Here is a 22094-nt window from a genome sequence, read left to right on the forward strand (position 1 = left end):
CTCAATATGCTAGTAAAAATAACAATTCATTTATAACTTCTGTTATCAAATTGTAATCTTTAGACCATTTGCTATTTAAATAACATACCAAAACACCATAAAAAAATGGGATAGGGCTCCCGCTAAAACAAATAGATGCCAAATAACATGGTTATACGGAATACGTTCTATGGCATAAAACACAATACCCAAGGTATAAAATAGTCCGCCAGCAAATAACCACAACACACCTTTAGGCCCTAAAACTTCAGATAAATACGTAAAATCGAAGACAACCAACCAACCCATTGCCAAGTATAATACCAAGGACAAGGCTTCGTATTTACCCGTAAAGAATATTTTTAAGATAAGCCCCAATGCGGCAATACCCCAAACAATCCAGAACAACAACCAGCCTTTACTTTGCTCCAATAGAATTAAACATACCGGAGAATAGGTTCCTGCAATTAACAGGTAAATACTAATGTGATCTAAAACTCGAAAATAGTGCTTGTGCTTTTCGCGTTTTATGGCATGGTATAGGGTTGAAGCCGAAAACAATACAATTATTGATATACCGTAAATCACAACACTAAACAGACTGTACGGTGTTTTATTGGTATTAAAAACAATTAACAGAACAAGTGCTACAATTCCCAAAAGTGCAGCAATACCATGAGTTCCTGCATTAAGTTGTTCCTCTAATGGAGTTTGTTGACGCATTATGGTTTTTTATTTTCGTATAACCACTTTTGAGTAAGTTCTAAAAAATCAAAATCTAAAGCTGATTTTTGGGGTTCTAATGTTCCTCCAATAAAGTTGCGTTGCAAGACATCTTCAATTAAATAATCTTCTTTATTGTTATAGGGGTCAAACTCTTCCTTTAAGGAAATATCAAATAAGTTGGCCGTACTGTTAAACCAGAAGGCACGCCAGCCACTTCGCAACTCTTTGATCAATTCAAAAGCCGTTTGTCCGGTTTGCCTATGGATAAGCTTAACCAATATCTGCCCTTCGGTTCGCGTGAGTTTTTTTAGCTCTTCTGAAAATTCCTCTTCAATATACTTTTGAATCATTTTCATGTACTTGCGTTTCTCACTTTGCTTTTCCAAAGTCTTTAAACGTTCATTTAAGGACTCCAATCGCTCTGCTGCCAGTTTTGCGTAAGGATACACCTTAATGGTTTTCCGTCTAATAATTAAGTAACGTCGCCGGTCTTCTTTACTATCAAATTTCAACTTGTGAAGCAGTGTAACCTCATCTAAATTAATAGCCGACTGTGGAATGGAATCGCCTTCCACGATTATATAATACGTGTCTGTTGAATCTTGTACGTTTGCGTTAATTTGAGCAAACAAAAAACACGGAAATAAGAGAAATATCAATACAATTTTATTCATGTAATAATGGGCAACTAAAATTGTTCCAAAAGCGATTGTAAAATTAATAATTTACATGAGCATAAACCTTAAAATCGTATTAATATTATTATTTTAGTCCAAAATATTGAAACATGGCAAAAAAGAGTGTACTCAACAAAAAGTCGATGGACTTTTTAGAAAAATATTTAAACAATGCATCGCCAACAGGTTACGAATGGGAAGGTCAGAAAATTTGGATGGACTATTTAAAACCATATGTCGATGAGTTTATTACCGATACCTACGGAACTGCTGTAGGAGTTATAAACCCTAAAGCGAAATACAAAGTAGTTATTGAAGGTCATGCCGATGAAATTTCGTGGTATGTCAATTATATTACGGATAACGGCTTAATTTACGTTATTCGTAACGGTGGAAGCGACCACCAAATTGCACCTAGTAAAATTGTAGATATCCACACTAAAAAAGGGATTGTAAAAGGTGTTTTTGGATGGCCAGCCATTCACACAAGAAATAAATCTAAAGAAGAAGCCCCAAAGCCTGATAATATTACCATAGACATTGGTGCCAAAGATAAAGCTGAAGTAGAAAAAATGGGTGTTCATGTAGGTTGTGTTATTACCTATCCTGATGAATTTCATATCCTTAATAAGGATAAGTTTGTTTGTCGTGCTTTAGATAACCGAATGGGTGGTTTTATGATTGCAGAAGTGGCGCGTTTGTTAAAGGAGAATAAAAAATCCTTACCCTTTGGTTTATATATTACAAACTCGGTACAAGAAGAAATTGGTTTGCGTGGTGCCGAAATGATTACCCAAACCATTAAACCTAACGTGGCGATAGTTACCGATGTAACCCACGATACCACGACACCCATGATTGAAAAGAAAAAAGAAGGCCATTTGGAATTAGGTCTTGGTCCTGTTGTTGCCTATGCACCTGCTGTACAACAAAAATTGCGCGATTTAATTACCGATACAGCCGAAGAAAAAAATATACCATTTCAGCGTTCGGCATTATCACGAGCTACAGGAACCGATACCGATGCATTTGCTTATAGTAATGGAGGTGTTGCCTCGGCTTTAATTTCGTTACCATTACGTTATATGCATACCACAGTGGAAATGGTTCATAAAGACGACGTTGAAAATGTTATTCGATTAATTTATGAAACCTTACTTAAAATAGAAGACGGTGAAACATTTTCGTATTTTAAGTAAGACATAAACACACATTACATTAAGCCTCTTGAATGAGGCTTTTTTAATCATGGACGAACGTATTGACATTGTTGATAAAAATGGTGAACCCACAGGACAAACAGCCTTAAAATCTGAAATCCACACCCAAGGGTTTTACCATAATACGGCCCATTTATGGTTATATACAGCAAGTGGCGACATACTCTTGGCACAACGCGCTGCAACAAAAGCTATTTGCCCTTTGTTATGGGATGTATCTGTTGCCGGGCATGTAGATGCTGGAGAGACTATTGTGGAAGCAGCTATTCGCGAAACCCTAGAAGAAATTGGCTTGGCAATACGCGAGTCTGATTTACAGAAAATAGGTGTTTTTCCGTGTTTTCAAACCTATGATAACGGAATAGTCGATAATGAATTCCACCATACGTTTATTGTAGAATTACAAACACCCATTGATCAACTTAAACCACAACAGGGTGAAGTTGAAGCCTTAAAACTATTAAGCATTTCAGCGTGTTTAAAAGCTTTGGATACCAGTGATTATAACAAGCATTTTATATCAAGTAATAGACCCTATTATGAGTTTGTGTTCCATACCATTGCACAATTAACTTCATGATTTTTTCTATTTTTATAACCCGATTATGAATTTATTACTTTTTGCCATAGCTCCCGTTTGCGTTATTATATTATACATCTACTTAAAGGATAAGTATGATAAAGAACCCAAGCTCCTACTCTTTTACTGCTTTATGTTCGGTGGTTTTGTAAGTATAATTATCACCACCATTTTGTATATGATGTTTGATTATGTGGTTACTTTAGATAAACTAGATATTATGCAGCAATTTATAAGGGCCTTTTTTGTTGTTGGATTTACCGAAGAGTTTAGTAAATACATTATAGTAAGGTATTATGCGCAAACCAAAGACGCCTTTAACGAACCTTTTGACGGTATAGTCTATGCTGTGATGGTATCGATGGGTTTTGCAGCTACAGAAAATATTTTCTATGTCCTGGAAGGTGGTTACGAAATTGCCATTTTACGTGCCTTTACCGCAATACCTGCACATGCTACGTTTGCCATACTTATGGGCTATTTTATGGGGCAAGCCAAGTTTTCCAATAATCGGGCGCAACTTAATTTAAAAGGCCTTTTGTTGGCCATTGTATTCCATGGAGCCTATGACTTTTTCTTATTCATTGACTTTGTACCAGGAGTTTGGATTGGCGCATTTGTGTCTTTAATTGTAGGTATTATATTGTCTAGAAACGCCATTAAGGCCCATCAAATCAATTCGCATTTACGCCAAAAATTATAGTTTGGCAAAACCTGATTTTCTTCATATAATCTTAATTAGGAGAGTTGTAATTTTACCCGTATTTTTAAACCATCAAAAAAAAACGAATCTAGTATTCGTTTCGTATTACAATAATTAAATTTTTATTCATGACCTATAAAACTATTGTTAATGGCGACTTGACATTTGATATTAATCAAGAAGCGCTCAATCAATTCGATGCCATTAAAATTTCAGATTCCCAGTTTCATGTTTTAAATCATAACGAAACCTTTAACGCCAAAATAACCAAAAGTAATTTTAACAAGAAAACCTATACCGTTACTGTTAATAACAACACCTATGACGTTGCTATAATGAGCGATCTGGATATCTTGATTAAAGATATGGGCTTCGAGGTTGGTGCAGCCAAACGTGTTAACGATGTAAAAGCACCTATGCCTGGTTTAATACTTGAAATAAGTGTAAAAGAAGGACAAGAAGTAAAAGAAGACGACCCGATACTCATTCTTGAAGCCATGAAAATGGAAAATGTAATTACAGCACCAAGAGATGCTGTTATAAAACATATAGCCGTAAAGAATGGAAATGCAGTAGATAAAAACCAACTCTTAATAGAATTAGAATAGAATGAAAAAGATACTTATCGCCAACCGAGGTGAAATTGCTATTCGTGTTATGCGTACAGCCAAGAAAATGGGCATTAAAACGGTTGCCGTATATTCTACAGCCGATAGGCATGCACCGCATGTTAAGTACGCCGATGAAGCGGTATTGTTGGGAGAAGCCCCTTCAAGCCAATCGTATTTAAGAGCCGATAAAATTATTGAAGCTTGTAAAGATTTAGATGTGGATGCCATACATCCAGGTTATGGATTTTTAAGTGAAAATGCCGAGTTTGCCGAGTTATGTGAAAAAAACAACATTGTTTTTATTGGTCCACGCTCTAAGGCCATTCGGGTTATGGGTAGTAAATTGGCAGCTAAAGAAACCGTAAAAGCATACAATATTCCTATGGTACCTGGTATTGATGAAGCCATTACCGATGTTGCTAAAGCCAAAAGCATTGCTCAAGAAATTGGTTTTCCCATTTTAATTAAAGCATCAGCTGGTGGTGGCGGAAAAGGCATGCGTGTTGTTGAAAAGGAAAGCGATTTAGAATCGCAAATGGAACGCGCTATTAGCGAAGCGACTTCGGCTTTTGGTGATGGTTCCGTATTTATCGAAAAATATGTAAGCTCGCCTCGCCATATTGAAATTCAAGTTATGGCAGACGACCATGGCAATGTTCTTCATTTTTTTGAACGCGAATGTAGTATTCAACGGCGTCATCAAAAAGTAGTTGAAGAAGCGCCTTCTTCAGTATTAACTCCAGAATTACGCGATAAAATGGGAGAAGCGGCCATTAATGTAGCACGTTCTTGTGATTACATTGGTGCTGGTACCGTTGAGTTTTTATTGGATGACCAGCATAACTTCTACTTTCTGGAAATGAATACACGCTTACAGGTTGAACACCCTGTTTCTGAAATTATTGCGGGTGTTGACCTGGTTGAACTTCAAATACGTGTAGCACGTGGTGAAGCCCTAAAGATGCAACAAGAAGACTTAAAAATTCACGGACATGCTTTAGAACTACGTGTATATGCTGAAGATCCATTAAATAACTTTTTACCTAGTGTAGGAACACTAGACACCTATAAATTGCCTGTTGGTAAAGGTATTCGAGTAGATAACGGATTTGAGGAAGGCATGGAAGTTCCTATTTATTACGATCCCATGCTTTCAAAATTAATTACCTATGGTAACACAAGAGAAGAAGCCATTCAACTTATGATTCAAGCCATTGATGCTTATAAGGTAAGAGGTGTTGAAACCACATTACCATTTGGTAGGTTTGTATGCGAACATGAAGCCTTTAGGTCTGGACATTTTGATACCCATTTCGTGAAAAAATACTATTCTCCAGAGGCTTTGTTGGATGATCAAAAACGAGAAGCCGAAATTGCTGCCCATATTGCACTTAAGCAATATTTGGAAGACAAAAAACTATTACGCTTACCAAAACAATAAACCTTAAGATATTTCAAATAGAAATAGACTTTATACTATTATGGAAGACAAAATAAAAATACTAAACGATAAACTAACCCAAGCCTATTTAGGTGGCGGACAACAACGTATTGACAAACAACACGAAAAGAAAAAACTAACGGCTCGCGAACGCGTAGACTATTTAATGGACGAAGGTTCGTTTGAAGAAATAGGCGCATTGGTTACACACCGTACCAAGGACTTTGGCATGGAAAACCAAAAGTTTTATGGCGATGGTGTTATTACAGGTTATGGTACAGTAGATGGCCGTTTAGTTTATGTATTTGCTCAAGATTTTACAGTTTTTGGTGGATCTCTTTCTGAAACACATGCCGAAAAAATATGTAAAATAATGGACTTGGCTGTAAAGGTTGGTGCGCCATTAATTGGGCTTAACGATTCTGGCGGTGCGCGTATACAAGAAGGTGTTCGTTCGTTGGGTGGTTATGCTGATATATTTTATAGAAACGTACAGGCCTCTGGAGTCATTCCACAAATATCGGCTATTATGGGACCTTGTGCCGGTGGGGCCGTCTATTCGCCTGCCATGACCGATTTTACCATTATGGTTCAAGATACCAGCTATATGTTTGTTACGGGTCCTAATGTGGTGAAAACCGTTACTAACGAAGAGGTTTCATCAGAAGAACTAGGTGGTGCAAGCACCCATTCCGTAAAATCTGGAGTGGCACACAAAACGGCTTCCAATGATATTGAATGTTTAGAATCGGTTAAGCAACTTTTAAGCTATATGCCACAGAGCAATACCGAAAAAGCTTTGGATATTCCTTTTGAATTGCAAGATGAAATTCGAGATGTCTTATCTAATATCGTTCCAGATAATGCCAACAAGCCCTATGATATGCATGATGTTATTGCTGGTATTATAGACCAAGATTCGTTTTATGAAATCCATAAAGATTATGCCGAAAACATTATTGTAGGCTTTGCCAGATTGGGTGGAAAAAGTATAGGCATAGTAGCCAATCAGCCTATGTTTCTTGCAGGCGTTTTAGATGTAAACAGCTCCAAAAAAGGGGCGCGTTTTGTCCGTTTTTGCGATGCCTTTAATATCCCCTTATTGGTGTTAGAAGATGTACCAGGCTTTTTACCGGGAACAGACCAAGAGTGGAACGGTATTATTGTACATGGTGCGAAATTACTATATGCCTTTAGCGAAGCAACTGTACCTAGGGTAACTGTTATTACGCGAAAAGCTTATGGCGGTGCCTATGATGTGATGAACTCTAAACACATTGGTGCCGATATGAATTTTGCATGGCCTAGTGCCGAAATTGCCGTTATGGGTGCCAAAGGCGCTGCCGAAATTATATTTAAACGCGATATTCAAGCTGCCGAAGATAAGGAGGCCAAATGGAAAGAGAAAGAAGCCGAGTATGCCGATCTATTTGCCAATCCGTATAGCGCTGCAGAACGTGGCTTTATAGATGAAGTGATTTTACCAAAAGACACGCGACGGAAATTGATAAAGGCTTTTGCTATGTTGGAAGATAAAGACGTGAATAGACCTAAACGTAAACATGGTAATATTCCATTGTAATTTAGTATCTTTATTTTTACTAATTAATCTTGTAACATCATGAAAAAATTAATTCTCTTAAGCGTTTGCCTAGTAATGGGTATAACTGCTTTTTCTCAAACCCCTGAAGAAATGAAAGCCTGGCAAGAAAACATGACGCCAGGGGAACATCACAAATGGCTAGCCTCAATGAATGGTAATTGGGACGCTACGGTAAAATTCTGGATGGCTCCAGACCAACCACCTACGGTTTCAAAAGCCACTACTAAAAACGAAATGATTATGAATGGCTTGTACCAACGCTCACAGCATTCTGGTGAAATGATGGGGCAACCTTTTTTTGGTGAAAGCATTACGGCTTATGATAATGCCAAAAAAAAGTTTTTAAGCACATGGATTGACAATTTTGGTAGTAGTATCATGTTTATGGAAGGGCAATATAATCCTAAAGCTGATGTCCTAACCCTAGAAGGTAAAATGATGGATCCTGCCACAGGAAAAGACATGCATGTAAAATATGTTTTAACTAAAAAATCTGAAGACAAGCATGTATTTGAAATGTATATGGTTACGGATGGTAATGAATTTAAAACTATGGAAATCACCTATAATAGAGATCAATAAATTTTTTTTTAAATACTAAAAACCTTCTTTATGTACTATAAAGAAGGTTTTTTTATAGTATTGCACCAATAACTGCTATAACTGACGATAAAATATACTCCACACCTATTGCTATCACGATAAAACCAATAATACGTGACAGGGCATTTATACCTGAAGCACCCAAAAACTTCACTATAAAATGTGCCGATTTTAAAATCAAATAAATGGCAACCGTTACCAATACCATAGCTCCTAAAATAGTACCTATTTGTACTGCTGATTGATACTCCTGGTTATAGGTAATCAATAACGAAATGGTTCCTGGTCCGGCCAGCATAGGTATCGCCAAAGGGGTTAACGAAATGGCGTCGCGAGATTCAATATCCTTTTGTACCTTCTCGCGCTTCATGCCCTTATGCTCTCTAAACTTTCCTGTTAACAACGCAAAACCCGAAGAGGCGATAATTAGTCCGCCAGCTATTTTTAAAGCGTTTAAACTAATGCCAAAAAAAGACAAAATATATTTCCCGGCAAAGAAGGACAATAATAAAATAACTAACACATCAATAGCGGTCCAAAAAGCGGTTACCGCACGTTCTTTTTTAGTGTTTTCTTGTGTGAGTCCTACAAAAACGGGTACCGTTCCCAGAGGATTCATAATGGAGAATAAAGCACCAAAACTAATTAAAAATAAGTCCATAGTTTTTGCTGCAAATTCCGTGTTTTTTACACAAACAAACGTTACCAAATATTTAAACTTTGGTAAGGAAACAATCAATTATTTACTACTGAATGTTACCGATTTGTATTGGGATTCATCTGGTGGTCCTGCTGTAATCTGAAAATTGAGATTGCCTGTTAAGGTCATGATAACCGAAGCAAAGGTAAAGCCTCTACCATCATGATTATTCGTGTTGCAAACCGGGTTGTCTGGGTCGTCTTTAGAGCGTAAGGCATCCATAATAATGTTATCATTAATTTCTGGAGTTGCAACCATACGCTTTTTAAGTGCTGCGAGCCTTAAATAGCTATTTGTGTTTTGTAATTGGCTTTTATTTTCATCGGTTGGTTTATGTTTTTCATACCATGATTTTACATCGGTATTGACAATGGGATGATTGGTATGGTATACGGTACCATTGGTGTTTTTAGGATTAAATCGCACTACTTGGTTGGCCGATGCTTCAAAGTCATAAACTTCTCCACGAATTCCAATAATATAATTCTGCCCAGAGGCATGCTTGACGTTTTGAATAAATTGCAACAGATCTGCTTTATCTGTTGAATTGATAATCCGCCTTACCACAAAGGCCACAGGTAAACCACTGTTTGATGCCTGTAACTGCATAATGGTATTTAACACAACACCTACGCCTGTTTCGTTCATGCCGTTAAGGGCAATTAATCCAGGGTGTGTTAGTATTAATTGTTCGGGTCTGTTTGTGGTTCGTTCCAATCGAATTAAGGTTTGATACCCATCGGTATAACTTTCGATATCCATATTTTGGGCAATGTAACTGGTACTGCCATTTATGCTTGGTACGCCTACATCGCTACAATGGTGATTGTACAACTCGTCAATATACACCCAAAACTCATCTAATAAATTTAATACCAAGATATCCCTAAAGGCTTGACCAGAACCATCGGCTATACCCCTAACCTCTTCATATAAACTGGGTGTGTGTTCTTTTATGGCTGCTTCATAATTGGCTTGTTTATAAAAGGCGTCTAGGGTTAACTCGGCATCCTTTTTAAAATATTTAGTGGTGTTGGCTTTCCACTTGGTAACAATTTCTGCTATTTCTGTTTTAAAGTGTTTACCATGCTGTAAACCCAAGTCGTAGCCAGTGCCTGATAAGGTGATTTCTTTTAATACGCGATTAGAATTCTTGTTCTGCCCTAAAGCATTTAGAACAACCAACACAAGAATGATTAGTAAGATTCTTTTTTTCATAATATATTGTTTTAATGCGATGAACGACCGCCTCTATACCCATACGCTATGGAATGTGGTCCGCCAGACCAAGCTCCATAAAACCGATACCCTATAGGTGAATGTGGATTAAAATCGGAATATGGTGTGCCCATCTCATAATACCCACCACCACGATACCCAAAGCCTCCCACTTCGTTATCGCTAGTAGGCCAATCGGGATTGGTAGCACTACCAAAACGTAAACTACCATCGCCATGGCTACCTTTAAACTCGCGACCTATTGGGTTACCAATAGTAATTACTTTTTCCCAAAGGCTACCACTCAAATCCATAACCCAATAATACGAGGCCCCAAAAACGTCCCTATTATCATCATTCAATTGGCTTTCGTCCCAGTTATTCGCTAAAATAAGTTCTCCAGAACTGTCAACATAACGTTCCAGATTGGTATACGTATTGGTCCCCCAAACAAACTCGGCAGGAATGGGTTTATCGGGACCACGTGCTGCTTTTTCGTATTCCAATTCAGTTATGGGTCTTATAGCTGCCCAGTCTGAAAATGCCAAGCCATCGGTAAAGCTTATATAATTCATGGGGCGGTTTGGCGTATTCGTTTTATAAACACCGTTTACCAATGTTATAGTGCCTCGATTATCCTGATAGGTTCTACCGCTTATAGCTGCCCGCTTAAAGGTATCGGTATCTGGCAGGCTATTAAGAAAGGCTGCATACTGCCCTTGGGTTAGTTCGTACTTCATAATATAAAAGGCCTCATATCCTTTTGGGAAGTCTTCTGGAATGGTTCCTTTTTGGTCACCGTTGTACATTGGGTTTCTACTCCAATAGTATAAACTACCCGCTGTTGGTGCTACCGTAAATGCTTGTTCTGAAGTTATTGTAATTAACCCATCTGGCTCTCCGTTGCTATCGCTTTTATAAAATGCAGCCTTCTCTTTAGCAGCTGGGTCTGGACTTCCTAATGTAAATGGCCCTTGTGGGATATATACCATTTCTAATCCGTAAACCGACAATCCGGTTAACTTATTACGGTCTATATCTTTGCCTTCGGTATCAATTAGTATTTGCAGTTTAAAATTCATACTACCACGATAGTTTTTTTGTGGGTATATAAAAAAACCCAAACCATCTTCAGAAAATTCAATGGTTGGTTGTGAAGCAGCTCCGGACCGGTTTACCAAAACCTTATAGTCTTTAGGCAACAGTTTTACATGGTTGTTGTAATAGCCATTGTATTTCATAAATACCCAAACCGCATCGTGATTTTTTTGGTTATGCCAAGCGTTATCCCATTGTATATCAAACATAACGCTTATAGGTGTGTTTATTACTTCTGTTCTATTTAGGGTACGTACATTTGTAATCTTTAGGTCGGTAGCTTGTAAGGTTTGCCCACAGATACAGGCCAAAACGATGCATAATAATAGGTACTTTTTCATGGTTATGCTTTAAGGTATTAAACGCCTATGGTAATTAATTTGCCCCAAATGGTAGGCCAAATGCATACTTAAATGTACCAAAAAATATTCGGTAGTCATATAATCTTCAAACGGACGACGTTTGTACTCCTGCTGCAGGTCTGCTTCGGTTAGGGTTGGCAATACCTGTTCTAGCATGGTTTTGGTGTCTTCAATTTGGTTTATAATGGTGTTTTTGGGTACGTTTTTACTGGAAAACTCTAAATCGCGTTGCCTGATGTAACCGGTGTTTCCCAATGTGGCTCCTATAAAATGGTTGAGATTGCCTACTATGTGCAAGGCCAAGTTGCCTGCGGAATTTGAAATACCATGGGTAACTTGCCACATTTGGCTTTCGGTGGTGTACAGATTGATTTCCTCTTGTAGTTTGGAAAGGTCGCGTACAAATAGCTTGGTTAGGGTTTGTGTTAGCATATTACTTTTTGCGTCTTCGGGTTTTACGTTGTTTGTTGCGTACATATACGAGTTTAAAGCGTCCGTTACCACTTTCGCGTTTATCTATTTCGAAGTCTTTTATGGATTCGATTAGTGGTGTAAGCTTTTGAAAGCCGTAGTTACGGGAGTCGAAATTGGGTTGTTTTTTTTGCAGGAGGCTGCCCACATCGCCAAGAAATGCCCAGCCGTCATCGTCTGCGAGGTCTTGAATGGTATGGGCTATAAAGCGGATGTCTTTTGGGGTAATGGTATCGTAATTGGGTTTGGTTGTTTTTTTGGAGCCACTGGAGCCTGCGGTGTCATCATCGGCCTGTTGTTTTAATATTTCGATGTAAATAAACTTATCGCAGGCCACTATAAAAGGGTCTGGTGTTTTTTTCTCGCCTATGCCATAGACTTGCATACCGGCTTCGCGCAAACGGGTTGCCAGGCGAGTAAAATCGGAATCGGAGGATACGAGGCAAAAACCGTTAACCTTTTGGCTGTAGAGTATATCCATGGCATCGATAATCATGGCAGAGTCTGTGGCGTTTTTACCTTGGGTGTAGCCGTATTGTTGTATGGGTGTTATGGCATTTTCCAACAGGACGTTTTTCCATTTGGTAAGGTGTGGTTTGGTCCAGTCGCCATAAATACGTTTTATGGTTGGGTTGCCGTATTTGGCTATTTCTTCCATCATTTCTTTTACGTAAGCTGATGGTATGTTGTCGCCATCGATAAGGACGGCCAGTTTAATATCCATTATATAGTAGTTTAAACTTTAAAGGTAATCATAAATGTTTTTACACTATAACATATTGACAAAAACAACCGTAACTGTTCATTTTCAGTATGTTATCAACAAGATTTGTTAATAATTTTAATTTTAAGCTTGGATACTAACCTAACTTTAAGATGCATAACCGCATTTGCTTCGTCAGTCGCTACGCTCTTGTCGGCGGATTCGACTATCCCTCGACTATGCTCGAGACAGGCTAGAATCCACTCGAAATTGCACCCGCTTGTTTTTAACCGAAAATCATTATTTTTAATCCCTAAACTGATGGTTATAGGAGACCGTTGTACGCAAGCTAAAGAAATAGATTTGATAAGGAAAATTGTAATAGGAGTTATAGCATTTATTTTTGGAATGGGACTTGGATTTTATTTTGAGGGCTACTTTCGCGGAATAATTCAAGATGTTTTTCGATTCTCAACCTCTGATAGAATCCAGTTTGTGGGAAAAAACATTTTAATATTTTCGGACAGAACTTTCGAATATATTTTCGGACTTGCTTTAATGATTTTTTCTTTGGCGAACATCGGTCTTAAACCAAAACGGATTTTAAAAAACATTATGCTTTTTCTGTTAATCTTTGGAATTTCTATAATCGGAATTTCTGCTATCGATGGCAATATAAAAGTTGCAGAATGTACTGCCTGTGATAACGGCATTAGAAAAATACATTGGAACGAAATAAATTACGGATTGATTATAAGCATAAGTGCTATTATTTCGATTGTTCCGAGTTTGATAAGAATAATAAAGCGAATAAAAAAGCCAGCTTACAACATTGTATAACCGTATTTGTTTAACCGAAATTATTAACTTTAAAACCGTAACTGGCGGTTATAAGAGACCGTTACAAGCAAGATAAACCAAACAATGAGCGAAAGTATATTATTTGAGATTTTAAATAAATCAAAAGAGAGCAAGGAAATTATCGGAATTTGGAAATATAATGACGATGACGGATTTTGGGCTGGATATGTGAAAGATTATAATGAAGAATTAGTTACAATCCAACACTATACTAAATATGGAAAATCGGACGGAATTATTATTGAGCGAATCGAAAACATAAAAAGTGTTGACTTCGACGATGATTACGCAAAAGCAATGCAATGTCTTATTGACTATTCATCGGAACTTGATAAAGATGAAAAATTTGAATTGGAATTAAACGATGACGAAGAATGGCAAACTGGAATATTAAAACAACTCGAAGGAACTGACCGAATTGCTCGCTTGGAAATTAATGGTTCTGATTATTTTTCTGGATTCATTACCAAACTATCTGAATCGGACTTGATTCTGCATTGCGTTGGGAAAATGGGAGAAGACGAAGGAACTGTAATTTACCGAATTGAAGATGTGACTGCTGTACGAGTTAATGACATTGAAAATCGGAAAAGAGTAATGCTGTTTAAATGGAGAAAAGCTAGCTTATAACATTGTATAACCGTATTTGCTTAACCGAAAATCATTAAATTTAAAACTGTAACTGACGGTTATAGGAGACCGTTGGGCAACATATGAACAAACCTATGAAATACATATTATTACTCGGAATTCTGATTTCCTTTTCCGGAACAAATCTTATTGCTCAATCGAATTCTGACAGTCTGAAACCAAAAATGAAAATGGTAAAGGAAGTTTTGTATAAACCTGAAAATGGTGAATTAAAAAGCCGAGAAAATCTATTTGAAACTGATTTAAGTTCTTATAAGGTTTATGATAAAAATGAGAAGATAATCGAATTGGGACAATATGAAATAGATGGCTCTATTTACGAAACGACTTTTTATGAGAGAGATGAAAATGGCAAGGCATTAAAAACTATGCAAAAGAATTCTTCTGGAGAATTAAAAGGTTATTGGACTTACACATATGATGACAACGATAATATGATTGAAGTTAAAACCTATGATTCAAGCGATAATTTGGTTAAAATACAATCAAACAAATACGATGAAAAAGGTAATAATGTAGAGATGATATTAAAAAGTCCTGAAAGTGAAAACGGCTGGAAATATCTCTATAAATATAATTTTGACAATAAATTGGTTGAGAGATTTAGATATAAACCAGATGGGAGTTTAAAAGACCGTAGAACATATTCTTACGATAAAGACGGAAATGAGAATTTACAGTTCAAATTCAATCCTGATGGAAGTTTTATGAAGTTTGTTTCCGAATATGACGAAATGAATAATATGACTATTCAGAACTGGTTTAACGAACAAGACGAACAAACACACCAAACATCTTTTGAGTATGTATATGACGAAAATGGAAATTGGATTTCTAAAAGGAGAAGTTCTAATGGAGAGTTAGGAATGGTTTGGGAAAGACAAATAGAATATTATGAATAAAAAAACACGTTGCACAACAACGTGTATAGCTCATTGCGGCTGAATTCCTAATCGGAATTCATTGCAATTTGCTATCTTTCGGTTACGGCGGAAAATCATAGCTGATTTCCCGCAACAAGCCATACACAAAACCGTTGAATCACATTCAGCTAAAGCTGACCAAAGTTACTACGTGCTGCGCACTCCCGTCCCTTTGGATATGTGATTCAACGACAGCGTTATGCCAAATGGCGCACGACGCGGGAATCTTGGGGATTGTACTAATTACAGCTTCCGCTGCCCATCGAGGGAAAACGTGAACCAACTGCCATTATACGCAATTTGTTTACGTTTACTCTGTATTTATAAAAATTAGCGAATAAATTCGCTATTTTTAAAATCCAAAACGTAACTACGCATAACGCTGTCGTTGGCTACAATATGAAAAGAACTCGCAGAAATAATCAAAAACGAAATCGATATTCGATTTTATTCCCGATTTTGACAATTGTCGGAATCGGAATTATTACTGCATTTGTGAGCAACTACGAACCGAATTGGAGTTATAATTGGAACGGAATTAGAACAGAAATAAAAGACTCTATACAGGTCGCAGAATTACGTGGAATTACAAGTGGAGTTGGCGGAATGGGAGTTTCAACGAAAAGCGAAGTTGACAGAAGACGATGGATTATGAGAAACGCTACGGAATCTGAACTTCTAAAACTGACTGAATACCCAAATGGAACTGTAAAAGCGATTGCATACGAGGGACTTTTGAGAAAAAGAGAATTTGCCGATAGAACTGAATTGACCTTGAGAGCAATTCAAGACACAACATATATGGTCGACTATCAATCAGGTTGTATTGGTTGGAATAGAGAAATCGGAGAATATTTAGTTCAAGATGTGCTTATGATTGACGACCAAATCCCACCATTTCCACCTGAAATGCAAACTGAATTTGGACTGACTGAAATAGATAAAGAAAAAATATTATCGGAATACAAAAAACGTCCGTAAAGAGAATACTAAAAAATACTGTAGCCAACAAAGTACTGTGGTAAAAAACAACCTAATAACCAACAAAAAAGCCACCTTTAAGGGTGGCTTTTTAATTGGGTTGCTTGCTGTTTGCTATTAATTAGAACTGTAAGTCTGCTATGATGTCGAATTCATCATAGATTACCTTGTCCTGTAAGTTATCGAAAAAGCTACTAGATCTATAACGTACATCGTACTTACTACGGTCTATTTTTAGGTTTGCCGTGGCTTTACTACCGTAAACAGACATGGTAAATGTTACTGGATGCGTGGTGTTTTTTATGGTTAAATCTCCTATAACTTCGTAGGCATTTTTACCTGTAGCTTTAACTTCAGTAAAAACTAATTGTGACGTTGGGTATTTTTCAACTCCGAAGAAATCGTCTGATTTTAAGTGACCGTCTAGTTTCCCTTTGTACTCTCCGGATAAGTCTGTAGAACCAATAGTGGTCATATCCATTACAAAACTTCCACCTGTTAAGGTTTCGCCATTAAACACCAGATTACCTGATTTAATGGCTATGGTACCCTCATGTGAGCCCGTTACTTTGTAGCCTTTCCACTGTACTTGGCTATCGTCTTTTTTGATGTCTTTTTTTTGAGCATTCATAGTTGTGAATGTTGCGAATGCAACCATAATGAGTGTTAATCGTTTCATTGTATTTAAATTATTTAGTGTATTTAATTTTACACTACAAAGTTGCCACAAGTACATGGTTTAAAAAATGAACTAGTTTATGAAATGATGTTAAACTAGTTTAACATGTGTGCTGGAGGGTTTATTGAGCGGCCAATTGGCTTTTTATTTTACTCAAGAACTCTTTGGTAATGCCTAAATAGGACGCTAATAAGTATTGCGGAATGCGTTGCTCTATATTGGGATAAGTGCTTTTAAAATAGAGATAGCGCTCTTTGGCCGTCATGCTAAAGTTTCGGATGATACGCTTTTGGGAAGCTGCCAAACCACGCTCTAACAGTTTTCTAAAAAACCGCTCTAGGGATGGGATTTTTTGAAAGACATCATCAATAGTATCGACATGGAATTGTGCCAAAACGGTATCTTCTAAACATTGAATGTTGAACTGGGCCGGTTTTTGCTCAATAAAACTACCAATATCTGACACCCACCAATCTTCTACACCCAACATGATGATGTGTTCTTGACCGGTATCGTCCACAAAGAACATTTTGGTACAGCCCTGTAAAATAAAACTACTGTGTTTGCAAATATCGCCTTGCTGCAGGATGTACTGACCCTTTAGATACTTTCTTTGGGAAACATAGGTAGACAACAACTCTTGTTCTTGAGCTGTTAACGCAATGTAATTACTGATATAATGGAATAACCGCTGGATGATTTTTTGGTTTAGACATTTGAATATCAAAAATAGTAAATAATGCTATTGTTTAATACTATACATACTTTTTATAGGTAAAGAAAACCACAACGGCTACAACAAAGGGGCATAAAAGCCGTTTATATACTACTAAACCAAAAGATTATGAAAACCCTACTAAAGCTTTTAGGCGCTGCCTTATTGATTATTACCTTATCCTTTACAACTTCTTCCAAACAAAAAACGGTGGTTATTGATGTGAGCCATGGTGGTCATGACCAAGGACAGCAAGGACATAGTATTACTGAAAAAGAGATTGCCCTAAAGGTTGCCCTTAAACTGCAAGAGCTGGCAGAGAACAGTCCTGTTGAAATTATTTTGACAAGAGATTCTGATACGTTTTTAAGTTTAAAAGATCGAATGGCCTTTATTAACAAACAGAATCCCCATTATATGCTGTCGTTACATGCCAATGGCTATAAAGATGAATCGGTTTCTGGATATGAACTGTTTTATGGCGACAATGACTTTCATGAGGAATCTAAAAAATTGGCTTCAAATATTTCAGAACGTTTGGACATTCAACCAAAGTCTAGGGGCATACATCAAGTTGGATTCTACCTGTTAAAAAATACCACATGTCCTTCGGTATTTTTAGAAATGGGGTTTTTATCGAATATGAACGATAGAAACTACCTAACCAGTAAAACTGGACAAACAGCCATAGCTACAGGTATTTTAAAAGCGCTGGAGCAGTTGTAGTTAACTGTATAATATTACTCAAGCGGGTAATTCACCCCTATTTACGCAGATGTTATTTACCTAATTTAGTACGGTGTGTTTTGGTGCATTAACCACAAATAGACTTTGTGATTACGTATGTAAAGATTACCTACACTTACGTATGGGTAGAGTAAGTAAAATTGAGTAGATTTGAAAACCTTATTCGCCTATGTAGGTGGATATTATTAACGTTTTAAAATAAACACAATGGGAATACACGCCATTGTGTTTATTTGATTGTTGGCAACAATGTAACAAAAATACTACCCTATCGTCTTGCTAAAATAAACCAAACCTAAACCAAATGCTTAAAAATTTATCGGAACGAAAAGAAACGTGGAAAACAATCTTTTTGTTTCTTGCTCTAGTTATTGTTCTAACTTCACCTTTTCATTATGCCCTAGTAAATTTATACCCTTCACGAATTTATGTTGGAGCTATAATGTGGTGTCCTGCAATTGCTGCATTTATTACCTTAAAAATAAAAGGACGTAAAATTTCTTCGCTAAATTGGAATTGGGGAGATTGGAAATATATTCGATGGTCTTATTTTATTCCTGCCTTATATGGATTAATCACTTATATCCTAATCTGGGTTTTGGGGTTCGGACATCTAGCTAATGAAGAGTCTATTACAGCATGGGGGAAAGAACTTGGTTTGTTTGGAATAGGAACTTTAAGTCCAGCGGCAATCACAATTTTAGCTATTATCTTACTAGGAACTGTAGAAGTGATAAGAGCTTCTGCAACAACTTTAGGTGAAGAAATTGGATGGCGAGGGTTTTTCATTTATGAATTAAGAAAGGTGCTTTCCTTCACCGGTGTATCTATTTTTAGTGGAATTATTTGGGCTGCTTGGCATTGGCCGCTGCTAGTATACTATAGCAATAATGTGCTATTGGAGTTTATAACATTCTTTATAGTAATTATTTCTATGTCATTTATTATGGCCTATTACACTTTTAAATCTAATAGTCTATGGCCAGCAGTCATTTTTCATGCAGTGAGTAATGTCTATATTCAAAAAATAATGCCTCCACTAACCACGAAAATTGAAGAAACTGAACATTGGCTTGGCGAAAACGGTATTATGTTTGCTATTGTAACTTCTGTTTTTGGAATTTATTTTTGGAGAAAAGCTATAAAAGAAAAATTGTAAGTAAAGGCATATTGCGCAACACATTATATAATTTATAGCCAGTTTTAGGCAACCTATAAAAATTGGCTAACACACAGTTGGTACGTACTGCTCGTATCATTGCAATTTGCTATCTTTACTTCGCTGGTAAATTTTAGAATTTTTCCGTAATGAATTTGCTAAAAATTGTTGGCATACGTTTAAAAGCACCCAAACCTATGAAGTCTAATTTCCTTGCTATTGTTTTCGCTCTGCTTTGTTGCAACCTATTTATTGCCCAAAATACCCCATCAAGCTATTTACTATTTCAACCGCAGGAGATTACCCATGGCGATACTGTAGCGTTCTCAAATTCGCAACTGATAGACTTACAAAAATTTTTGAAAGTGAGCATACAAGAGACTTCTACAGGAATTTGGATTTTGAACACTGGTGATTCTGATATAAGTATCTGTTTTCAAATGGATGCCACCTTGCCGCACTTTGATACTTACCGATTAGAAATTGAAAAATCTAGAATTCATCTTTTTGCCAAAAACCAAAATGCCTTACGCTACGGAAAGCAAAGCTTATGGCAACTGCTTGAATTTGCCAAAGTAGAAAACAAACCCGTAAAGACGACAACTATAACCGATTGGGCTAATTTTGAAAAGCGTGGTTATATGCTGGATATCAGCCGTAATAAGGTACCAACCATGAAAAGCCTCTATCAACTTATAGACCAACTTGCGGAATGGCGCATTAATGAGTTACAACTTTACACCGAACACACCTTTGCATATCGTAATCATCCTGTAGTTTGGGAACATGCCAGCCCACTTACTGCTTTAGAAATAAAGGAACTAGACTATTACTGTTTAAAAAAAGGCATTGATTTGGTGCCCAATCAAAACTCCTTTGGCCATATGGAAAATTGGCTTAAACATGATGACTATTTAGATTTGAGTGAATGTGAAACTGATTGTAAAACCAAATGGGGCAATAAAAGTAGAACGGCTTTATCGCCTGTAAAACCCGAATCGTTTGAATTAATGCAGGAGCTTTATGCCGAATTGTTACCAAATTTTTCAAGTCGCTATGCCAATATTGGTGGTGATGAAACTTTGGAACTAGGCTTGGGGAAATCAAAAGCCCTTTGCGATTCCATAGGCAAGGGCCAAGTATATTTGGACTTCCTTAAAAAACTAAACGCTGAAGTGATTAAAAACGGCAAACAAACCCAATTTTGGGGTGATATTGTTTTAAACCATCCGGAACTTATTAAAGATATACCCAAGGATATGATTGCTTTGGTTTGGGGCTATGATGCCACCTACCCTTTTGATAAAAATCTGGCTAAATTCCATGAAGCTGATTTAGATTTTTATGTTTGTCCAGGTACCTCAAGTTGGCGTTCTGAAATTGGACGAAACCACAATGGGTTTATAAACCTCAAAAAGGCCGCTATTGCTGGAAAGAAATATGAAGCCAAAGGCTATTTGATAACCGATTGGGGCGACTATGGGCATTTTCAGCCTAAGTCGGTAAGCTATGCCACTTTGGTATTGGGTGCCAACTATGCTTGGAACTATTCAGAAAATACGGTGAACCATTTAGAAAATCTACTCAATCGTTATGTATTTAAAGATTCTTCTGGTTATACCGCCAAAGCCCTACTCACATTGGGTGATGCCTATTTAAAAGCTGATATCCCTGAAGGTAATGCCAATGCTTACCACTTAATGATTCGACGGTTTAAGTGGACGATGCAAGGGCACTACCAAACCACGCATTTAAATAAAAATGGCTTAATGGCTGCCCAAAAAGAAATAGTGAAAGGATTGGAACAACTTCAAAAAGCCAAACCCACCTCTGAAGATGGCAAAACCATTTTAAAAGAAATGAAACAGGCTTCCAAATTGGCACTTTTTGGTATTCAATTAGGATTGGCGCGTTTGGAAGCCAAAGATATGGCTACCAAAAACATACCTATGCGTAAACGCAAAGAACTTGCACAGGAACTATCTAACCTAATAGAATCGCACAAAACTATCTGGGTTTTACGAAATCGACCTGGTGGATTACAGGATTCTACTGAAAAACTTGAAGATTTGGTAGCTTATTTAAAAACCAAATAAAAAACTAGTTTTGAATTTTATAAATTATATAAGGGCAAATGGTAACCCAAATAAGTGCCAGTAGCCACAATCTTCCCTTAAAAATGTTATAGTCCTGTAGTAATCTGTCCCAAGAATGACCTGCTACAAAATGTCCAAATAGAAATTCAAAGACTATGGTAAGAATCAACCATAGTACGCCTATATAAATTGTTTGCGTTAAAGAGATTGGTTGCAATAGTTTAAACAAACCCCAAACGTATACACCCATAAGCAATATAAAACTTAAGGTAGAAACCTGATGGGCTTGGAGCTCCTTAAAATAATTGGTTAGTATCTTTTCCCGAAAGAGACCATTTGCTATAGCCACAATAACCATGGGAAACCATGCTAAAACATACTTCCACATATTTTGTTTTTTTTGGTTGATTAAGAAAACACTTTATTATAATAAAATTAATCAAAAAACAAGTAAATAACAATGTTACATGGTATTCAGCCTGTATAAACTATGCTGCTTGTTATACTTGTGGAAAGTCAGCACAAAATTGCTATCTTTCGGCTACAGTGAAACCCACTGCCAAAATTGTTTTAAATATTAGAAAACC

General features: G+C 36.9%; 24 protein-coding genes. 14 read left to right on the forward strand and 10 right to left on the reverse strand.

Annotation, left to right across the window (positions count from 1 at the left end; all coding sequences use genetic code 11):
* Window positions 1–75: 75 nt before the first annotated feature.
* Together trhA and MTX13_RS00755 are read right to left on the reverse strand one after the other, a co-directional pair.
* Complete coding sequence (gene trhA, locus MTX13_RS00750) at window positions 76–702, reverse strand: PAQR family membrane homeostasis protein TrhA (protein WP_250432462.1); 627 nt, start codon at window positions 700–702, stop codon at window positions 76–78.
* Window positions 702–1379 (reverse strand): DUF4294 domain-containing protein, encoded by a 678-nt coding sequence (locus MTX13_RS00755; protein ID WP_250432463.1) that lies wholly within the window; start codon window positions 1377–1379, stop codon window positions 702–704. Before MTX13_RS00755 ends, trhA begins: the two co-directional genes overlap by 1 nt.
* Window positions 1380–1492: 113 nt before the next feature.
* Here MTX13_RS00755 and MTX13_RS00760 point away from each other — a divergent pair, with 113 nt between their 5' ends.
* From MTX13_RS00760 to MTX13_RS00790, 7 genes are all read left to right on the forward strand, one after another.
* Window positions 1493–2581 carry a M42 family metallopeptidase gene (locus MTX13_RS00760; protein ID WP_250432464.1) on the forward strand — a complete coding sequence of 363 codons (1089 nt, stop codon included), beginning with the start codon at window positions 1493–1495 and terminating at the stop codon, window positions 2579–2581.
* A gap of 49 nt (window positions 2582–2630) precedes the next feature.
* Window positions 2631–3182: an NUDIX hydrolase gene (locus MTX13_RS00765; RefSeq protein WP_250432465.1), complete on the forward strand. Its 552-nt coding sequence runs from the start codon at window positions 2631–2633 to the stop codon at window positions 3180–3182.
* 25 nt (window positions 3183–3207) lie between these two features.
* A complete protein-coding gene (locus tag MTX13_RS00770; RefSeq protein ID WP_250432466.1) occupies window positions 3208–3885 on the forward strand; it encodes a PrsW family intramembrane metalloprotease in 678 nt (225 codons plus the stop codon).
* Window positions 3886–4013: 128 nt separating this feature from the next.
* Entirely contained in the window at window positions 4014–4493 is a 480-nt protein-coding gene (locus MTX13_RS00775) for a biotin/lipoyl-containing protein (protein WP_250432467.1), read from the forward strand.
* Window position 4494: 1 nt separating this feature from the next.
* Window positions 4495–5937 (forward strand): acetyl-CoA carboxylase biotin carboxylase subunit, encoded by a 1443-nt coding sequence (accC, locus tag MTX13_RS00780; RefSeq protein ID WP_250432468.1) that lies wholly within the window; start codon window positions 4495–4497, stop codon window positions 5935–5937.
* Between the two features lie 40 nt (window positions 5938–5977).
* Window positions 5978–7519, forward strand: coding sequence for an acyl-CoA carboxylase subunit beta (locus MTX13_RS00785; RefSeq protein ID WP_250432469.1), 1542 nt, complete (start codon window positions 5978–5980; stop codon window positions 7517–7519).
* A gap of 39 nt (window positions 7520–7558) precedes the next feature.
* Window positions 7559–8122 (forward strand): DUF1579 domain-containing protein, encoded by a 564-nt coding sequence (locus MTX13_RS00790; protein WP_250432470.1) that lies wholly within the window; start codon window positions 7559–7561, stop codon window positions 8120–8122.
* 52 nt (window positions 8123–8174) lie between these two features.
* Here MTX13_RS00790 and MTX13_RS00795 read toward each other — a convergent pair whose 3' ends face one another.
* The 5 genes from MTX13_RS00795 to MTX13_RS00815 form a co-directional block, all read right to left on the reverse strand.
* The gene (locus MTX13_RS00795) at window positions 8175–8804 is read right to left on the reverse strand and encodes a MarC family protein (RefSeq protein ID WP_250432471.1); all 630 of its coding nucleotides are present in this window, start codon (window positions 8802–8804) and stop codon (window positions 8175–8177) included.
* 78 nt (window positions 8805–8882) lie between these two features.
* Window positions 8883–10061, reverse strand: coding sequence for a C45 family autoproteolytic acyltransferase/hydolase (locus MTX13_RS00800; RefSeq protein ID WP_250432472.1), 1179 nt, complete (start codon window positions 10059–10061; stop codon window positions 8883–8885).
* Window positions 10062–10072: 11 nt separating this feature from the next.
* Window positions 10073–11500, reverse strand: a complete 1428-nt coding sequence (locus MTX13_RS00805; RefSeq protein ID WP_250432473.1) for a formylglycine-generating enzyme family protein — start codon at window positions 11498–11500, stop codon at window positions 10073–10075.
* A 9-nt stretch (window positions 11501–11509) separates the two neighbouring features.
* Window positions 11510–11998 (reverse strand): DinB family protein, encoded by a 489-nt coding sequence (locus MTX13_RS00810; protein ID WP_317238866.1) that lies wholly within the window; start codon window positions 11996–11998, stop codon window positions 11510–11512.
* Window positions 11955–12716, reverse strand: a complete 762-nt coding sequence (locus MTX13_RS00815; RefSeq protein WP_223033409.1) for an NYN domain-containing protein — start codon at window positions 12714–12716, stop codon at window positions 11955–11957. The genes MTX13_RS00810 and MTX13_RS00815 overlap by 44 nt, the downstream gene beginning before the upstream one ends.
* A gap of 300 nt (window positions 12717–13016) precedes the next feature.
* On the opposite strand from MTX13_RS00815, the gene MTX13_RS00820 reads away from it, so the two are divergent.
* The 4 genes from MTX13_RS00820 (at window position 13017) to MTX13_RS00835 (ending at window position 16111) form a co-directional block, all read left to right on the forward strand.
* Window positions 13017–13535 carry a hypothetical protein gene (locus tag MTX13_RS00820; protein ID WP_250432474.1) on the forward strand — a complete coding sequence of 173 codons (519 nt, stop codon included), beginning with the start codon at window positions 13017–13019 and terminating at the stop codon, window positions 13533–13535.
* 84 nt (window positions 13536–13619) lie between these two features.
* Entirely contained in the window at window positions 13620–14186 is a 567-nt protein-coding gene (locus MTX13_RS00825; RefSeq protein ID WP_250432475.1) for a hypothetical protein, read from the forward strand.
* A gap of 95 nt (window positions 14187–14281) precedes the next feature.
* Window positions 14282–15109: an RHS repeat domain-containing protein gene (locus MTX13_RS00830; RefSeq protein ID WP_250432476.1), complete on the forward strand. Its 828-nt coding sequence runs from the start codon at window positions 14282–14284 to the stop codon at window positions 15107–15109.
* A gap of 516 nt (window positions 15110–15625) precedes the next feature.
* Window positions 15626–16111, forward strand: a complete 486-nt coding sequence (locus MTX13_RS00835) for a hypothetical protein (RefSeq protein WP_250432477.1) — start codon at window positions 15626–15628, stop codon at window positions 16109–16111.
* A 121-nt stretch (window positions 16112–16232) separates the two neighbouring features.
* Here MTX13_RS00835 and MTX13_RS00840 read toward each other — a convergent pair whose 3' ends face one another.
* Window positions 16233–16790, reverse strand: coding sequence for a YceI family protein (locus tag MTX13_RS00840; protein ID WP_250432478.1), 558 nt, complete (start codon window positions 16788–16790; stop codon window positions 16233–16235).
* 121 nt (window positions 16791–16911) lie between these two features.
* Window positions 16912–17517, reverse strand: coding sequence for a Crp/Fnr family transcriptional regulator (locus MTX13_RS00845; RefSeq protein WP_250432479.1), 606 nt, complete (start codon window positions 17515–17517; stop codon window positions 16912–16914).
* A gap of 117 nt (window positions 17518–17634) precedes the next feature.
* Here MTX13_RS00845 and MTX13_RS00850 point away from each other — a divergent pair, with 117 nt between their 5' ends.
* The 3 genes from MTX13_RS00850 to MTX13_RS00860 all read left to right on the forward strand — a co-directional run bounded on the left by MTX13_RS00850 (window position 17635) and on the right by MTX13_RS00860 (window position 21507).
* Window positions 17635–18231 (forward strand): N-acetylmuramoyl-L-alanine amidase family protein, encoded by a 597-nt coding sequence (locus MTX13_RS00850; protein WP_250432480.1) that lies wholly within the window; start codon window positions 17635–17637, stop codon window positions 18229–18231.
* Window positions 18232–18556: 325 nt separating this feature from the next.
* Window positions 18557–19411 carry a CPBP family intramembrane glutamic endopeptidase gene (locus MTX13_RS00855; protein ID WP_250432481.1) on the forward strand — a complete coding sequence of 285 codons (855 nt, stop codon included), beginning with the start codon at window positions 18557–18559 and terminating at the stop codon, window positions 19409–19411.
* Between the two features lie 149 nt (window positions 19412–19560).
* Window positions 19561–21507, forward strand: coding sequence for a beta-N-acetylhexosaminidase (locus MTX13_RS00860; RefSeq protein WP_250432482.1), 1947 nt, complete (start codon window positions 19561–19563; stop codon window positions 21505–21507).
* 4 nt (window positions 21508–21511) lie between these two features.
* Here the strand turns inward: MTX13_RS00860 and MTX13_RS00865 are convergent, their stop codons facing one another.
* Window positions 21512–21895, reverse strand: a complete 384-nt coding sequence (locus MTX13_RS00865) for a hypothetical protein (RefSeq protein WP_250432483.1) — start codon at window positions 21893–21895, stop codon at window positions 21512–21514.
* Between the last annotated feature and the right edge of the window lie 199 nt (window positions 21896–22094).

This window comes from Hanstruepera flava, from assembly GCF_023634025.1.
Classification (GTDB): Bacteria; Bacteroidota; Bacteroidia; order Flavobacteriales; family Flavobacteriaceae; genus Hanstruepera; species Hanstruepera flava.

Bases quoted from the DNA above. Each gene is read 5' to 3' on its own strand.
- trhA (WP_250432462.1), bottom strand. From the start codon at position 702: ATGCGTCAACAAACTCCATTAGAGGAACAACTTAATGCAGGAACTCAT.
- MTX13_RS00755 (WP_250432463.1), bottom strand. From the start codon at position 1,379: ATGAATAAAATTGTATTGATATTTCTCTTATTTCCGTGTTTTTTGTTT.
- MTX13_RS00760 (WP_250432464.1), top strand. From the start codon at position 1,493: ATGGCAAAAAAGAGTGTACTCAACAAAAAGTCGATGGACTTTTTAGAA.
- MTX13_RS00765 (WP_250432465.1), top strand. From the start codon at position 2,631: ATGGACGAACGTATTGACATTGTTGATAAAAATGGTGAACCCACAGGA.
- MTX13_RS00770 (WP_250432466.1), top strand. From the start codon at position 3,208: ATGAATTTATTACTTTTTGCCATAGCTCCCGTTTGCGTTATTATATTA.
- MTX13_RS00775 (WP_250432467.1), top strand. From the start codon at position 4,014: ATGACCTATAAAACTATTGTTAATGGCGACTTGACATTTGATATTAAT.
- accC (WP_250432468.1), top strand. From the start codon at position 4,495: ATGAAAAAGATACTTATCGCCAACCGAGGTGAAATTGCTATTCGTGTT.
- MTX13_RS00785 (WP_250432469.1), top strand. From the start codon at position 5,978: ATGGAAGACAAAATAAAAATACTAAACGATAAACTAACCCAAGCCTAT.
- MTX13_RS00790 (WP_250432470.1), top strand. From the start codon at position 7,559: ATGAAAAAATTAATTCTCTTAAGCGTTTGCCTAGTAATGGGTATAACT.
- MTX13_RS00795 (WP_250432471.1), bottom strand. From the start codon at position 8,804: ATGGACTTATTTTTAATTAGTTTTGGTGCTTTATTCTCCATTATGAAT.
- MTX13_RS00800 (WP_250432472.1), bottom strand. From the start codon at position 10,061: ATGAAAAAAAGAATCTTACTAATCATTCTTGTGTTGGTTGTTCTAAAT.
- MTX13_RS00805 (WP_250432473.1), bottom strand. From the start codon at position 11,500: ATGAAAAAGTACCTATTATTATGCATCGTTTTGGCCTGTATCTGTGGG.
- MTX13_RS00810 (WP_317238866.1), bottom strand. From the start codon at position 11,998: ATGTACGCAACAAACAACGTAAAACCCGAAGACGCAAAAAGTAATATG.
- MTX13_RS00815 (WP_223033409.1), bottom strand. From the start codon at position 12,716: ATGGATATTAAACTGGCCGTCCTTATCGATGGCGACAACATACCATCA.
- MTX13_RS00820 (WP_250432474.1), top strand. From the start codon at position 13,017: ATGGTTATAGGAGACCGTTGTACGCAAGCTAAAGAAATAGATTTGATA.
- MTX13_RS00825 (WP_250432475.1), top strand. From the start codon at position 13,620: ATGAGCGAAAGTATATTATTTGAGATTTTAAATAAATCAAAAGAGAGC.
- MTX13_RS00830 (WP_250432476.1), top strand. From the start codon at position 14,282: ATGAAATACATATTATTACTCGGAATTCTGATTTCCTTTTCCGGAACA.
- MTX13_RS00840 (WP_250432478.1), bottom strand. From the start codon at position 16,790: ATGAAACGATTAACACTCATTATGGTTGCATTCGCAACATTCACAACT.
- MTX13_RS00850 (WP_250432480.1), top strand. From the start codon at position 17,635: ATGAAAACCCTACTAAAGCTTTTAGGCGCTGCCTTATTGATTATTACC.
- MTX13_RS00855 (WP_250432481.1), top strand. From the start codon at position 18,557: ATGCTTAAAAATTTATCGGAACGAAAAGAAACGTGGAAAACAATCTTT.
- MTX13_RS00860 (WP_250432482.1), top strand. From the start codon at position 19,561: ATGAATTTGCTAAAAATTGTTGGCATACGTTTAAAAGCACCCAAACCT.
- MTX13_RS00865 (WP_250432483.1), bottom strand. From the start codon at position 21,895: ATGTGGAAGTATGTTTTAGCATGGTTTCCCATGGTTATTGTGGCTATA.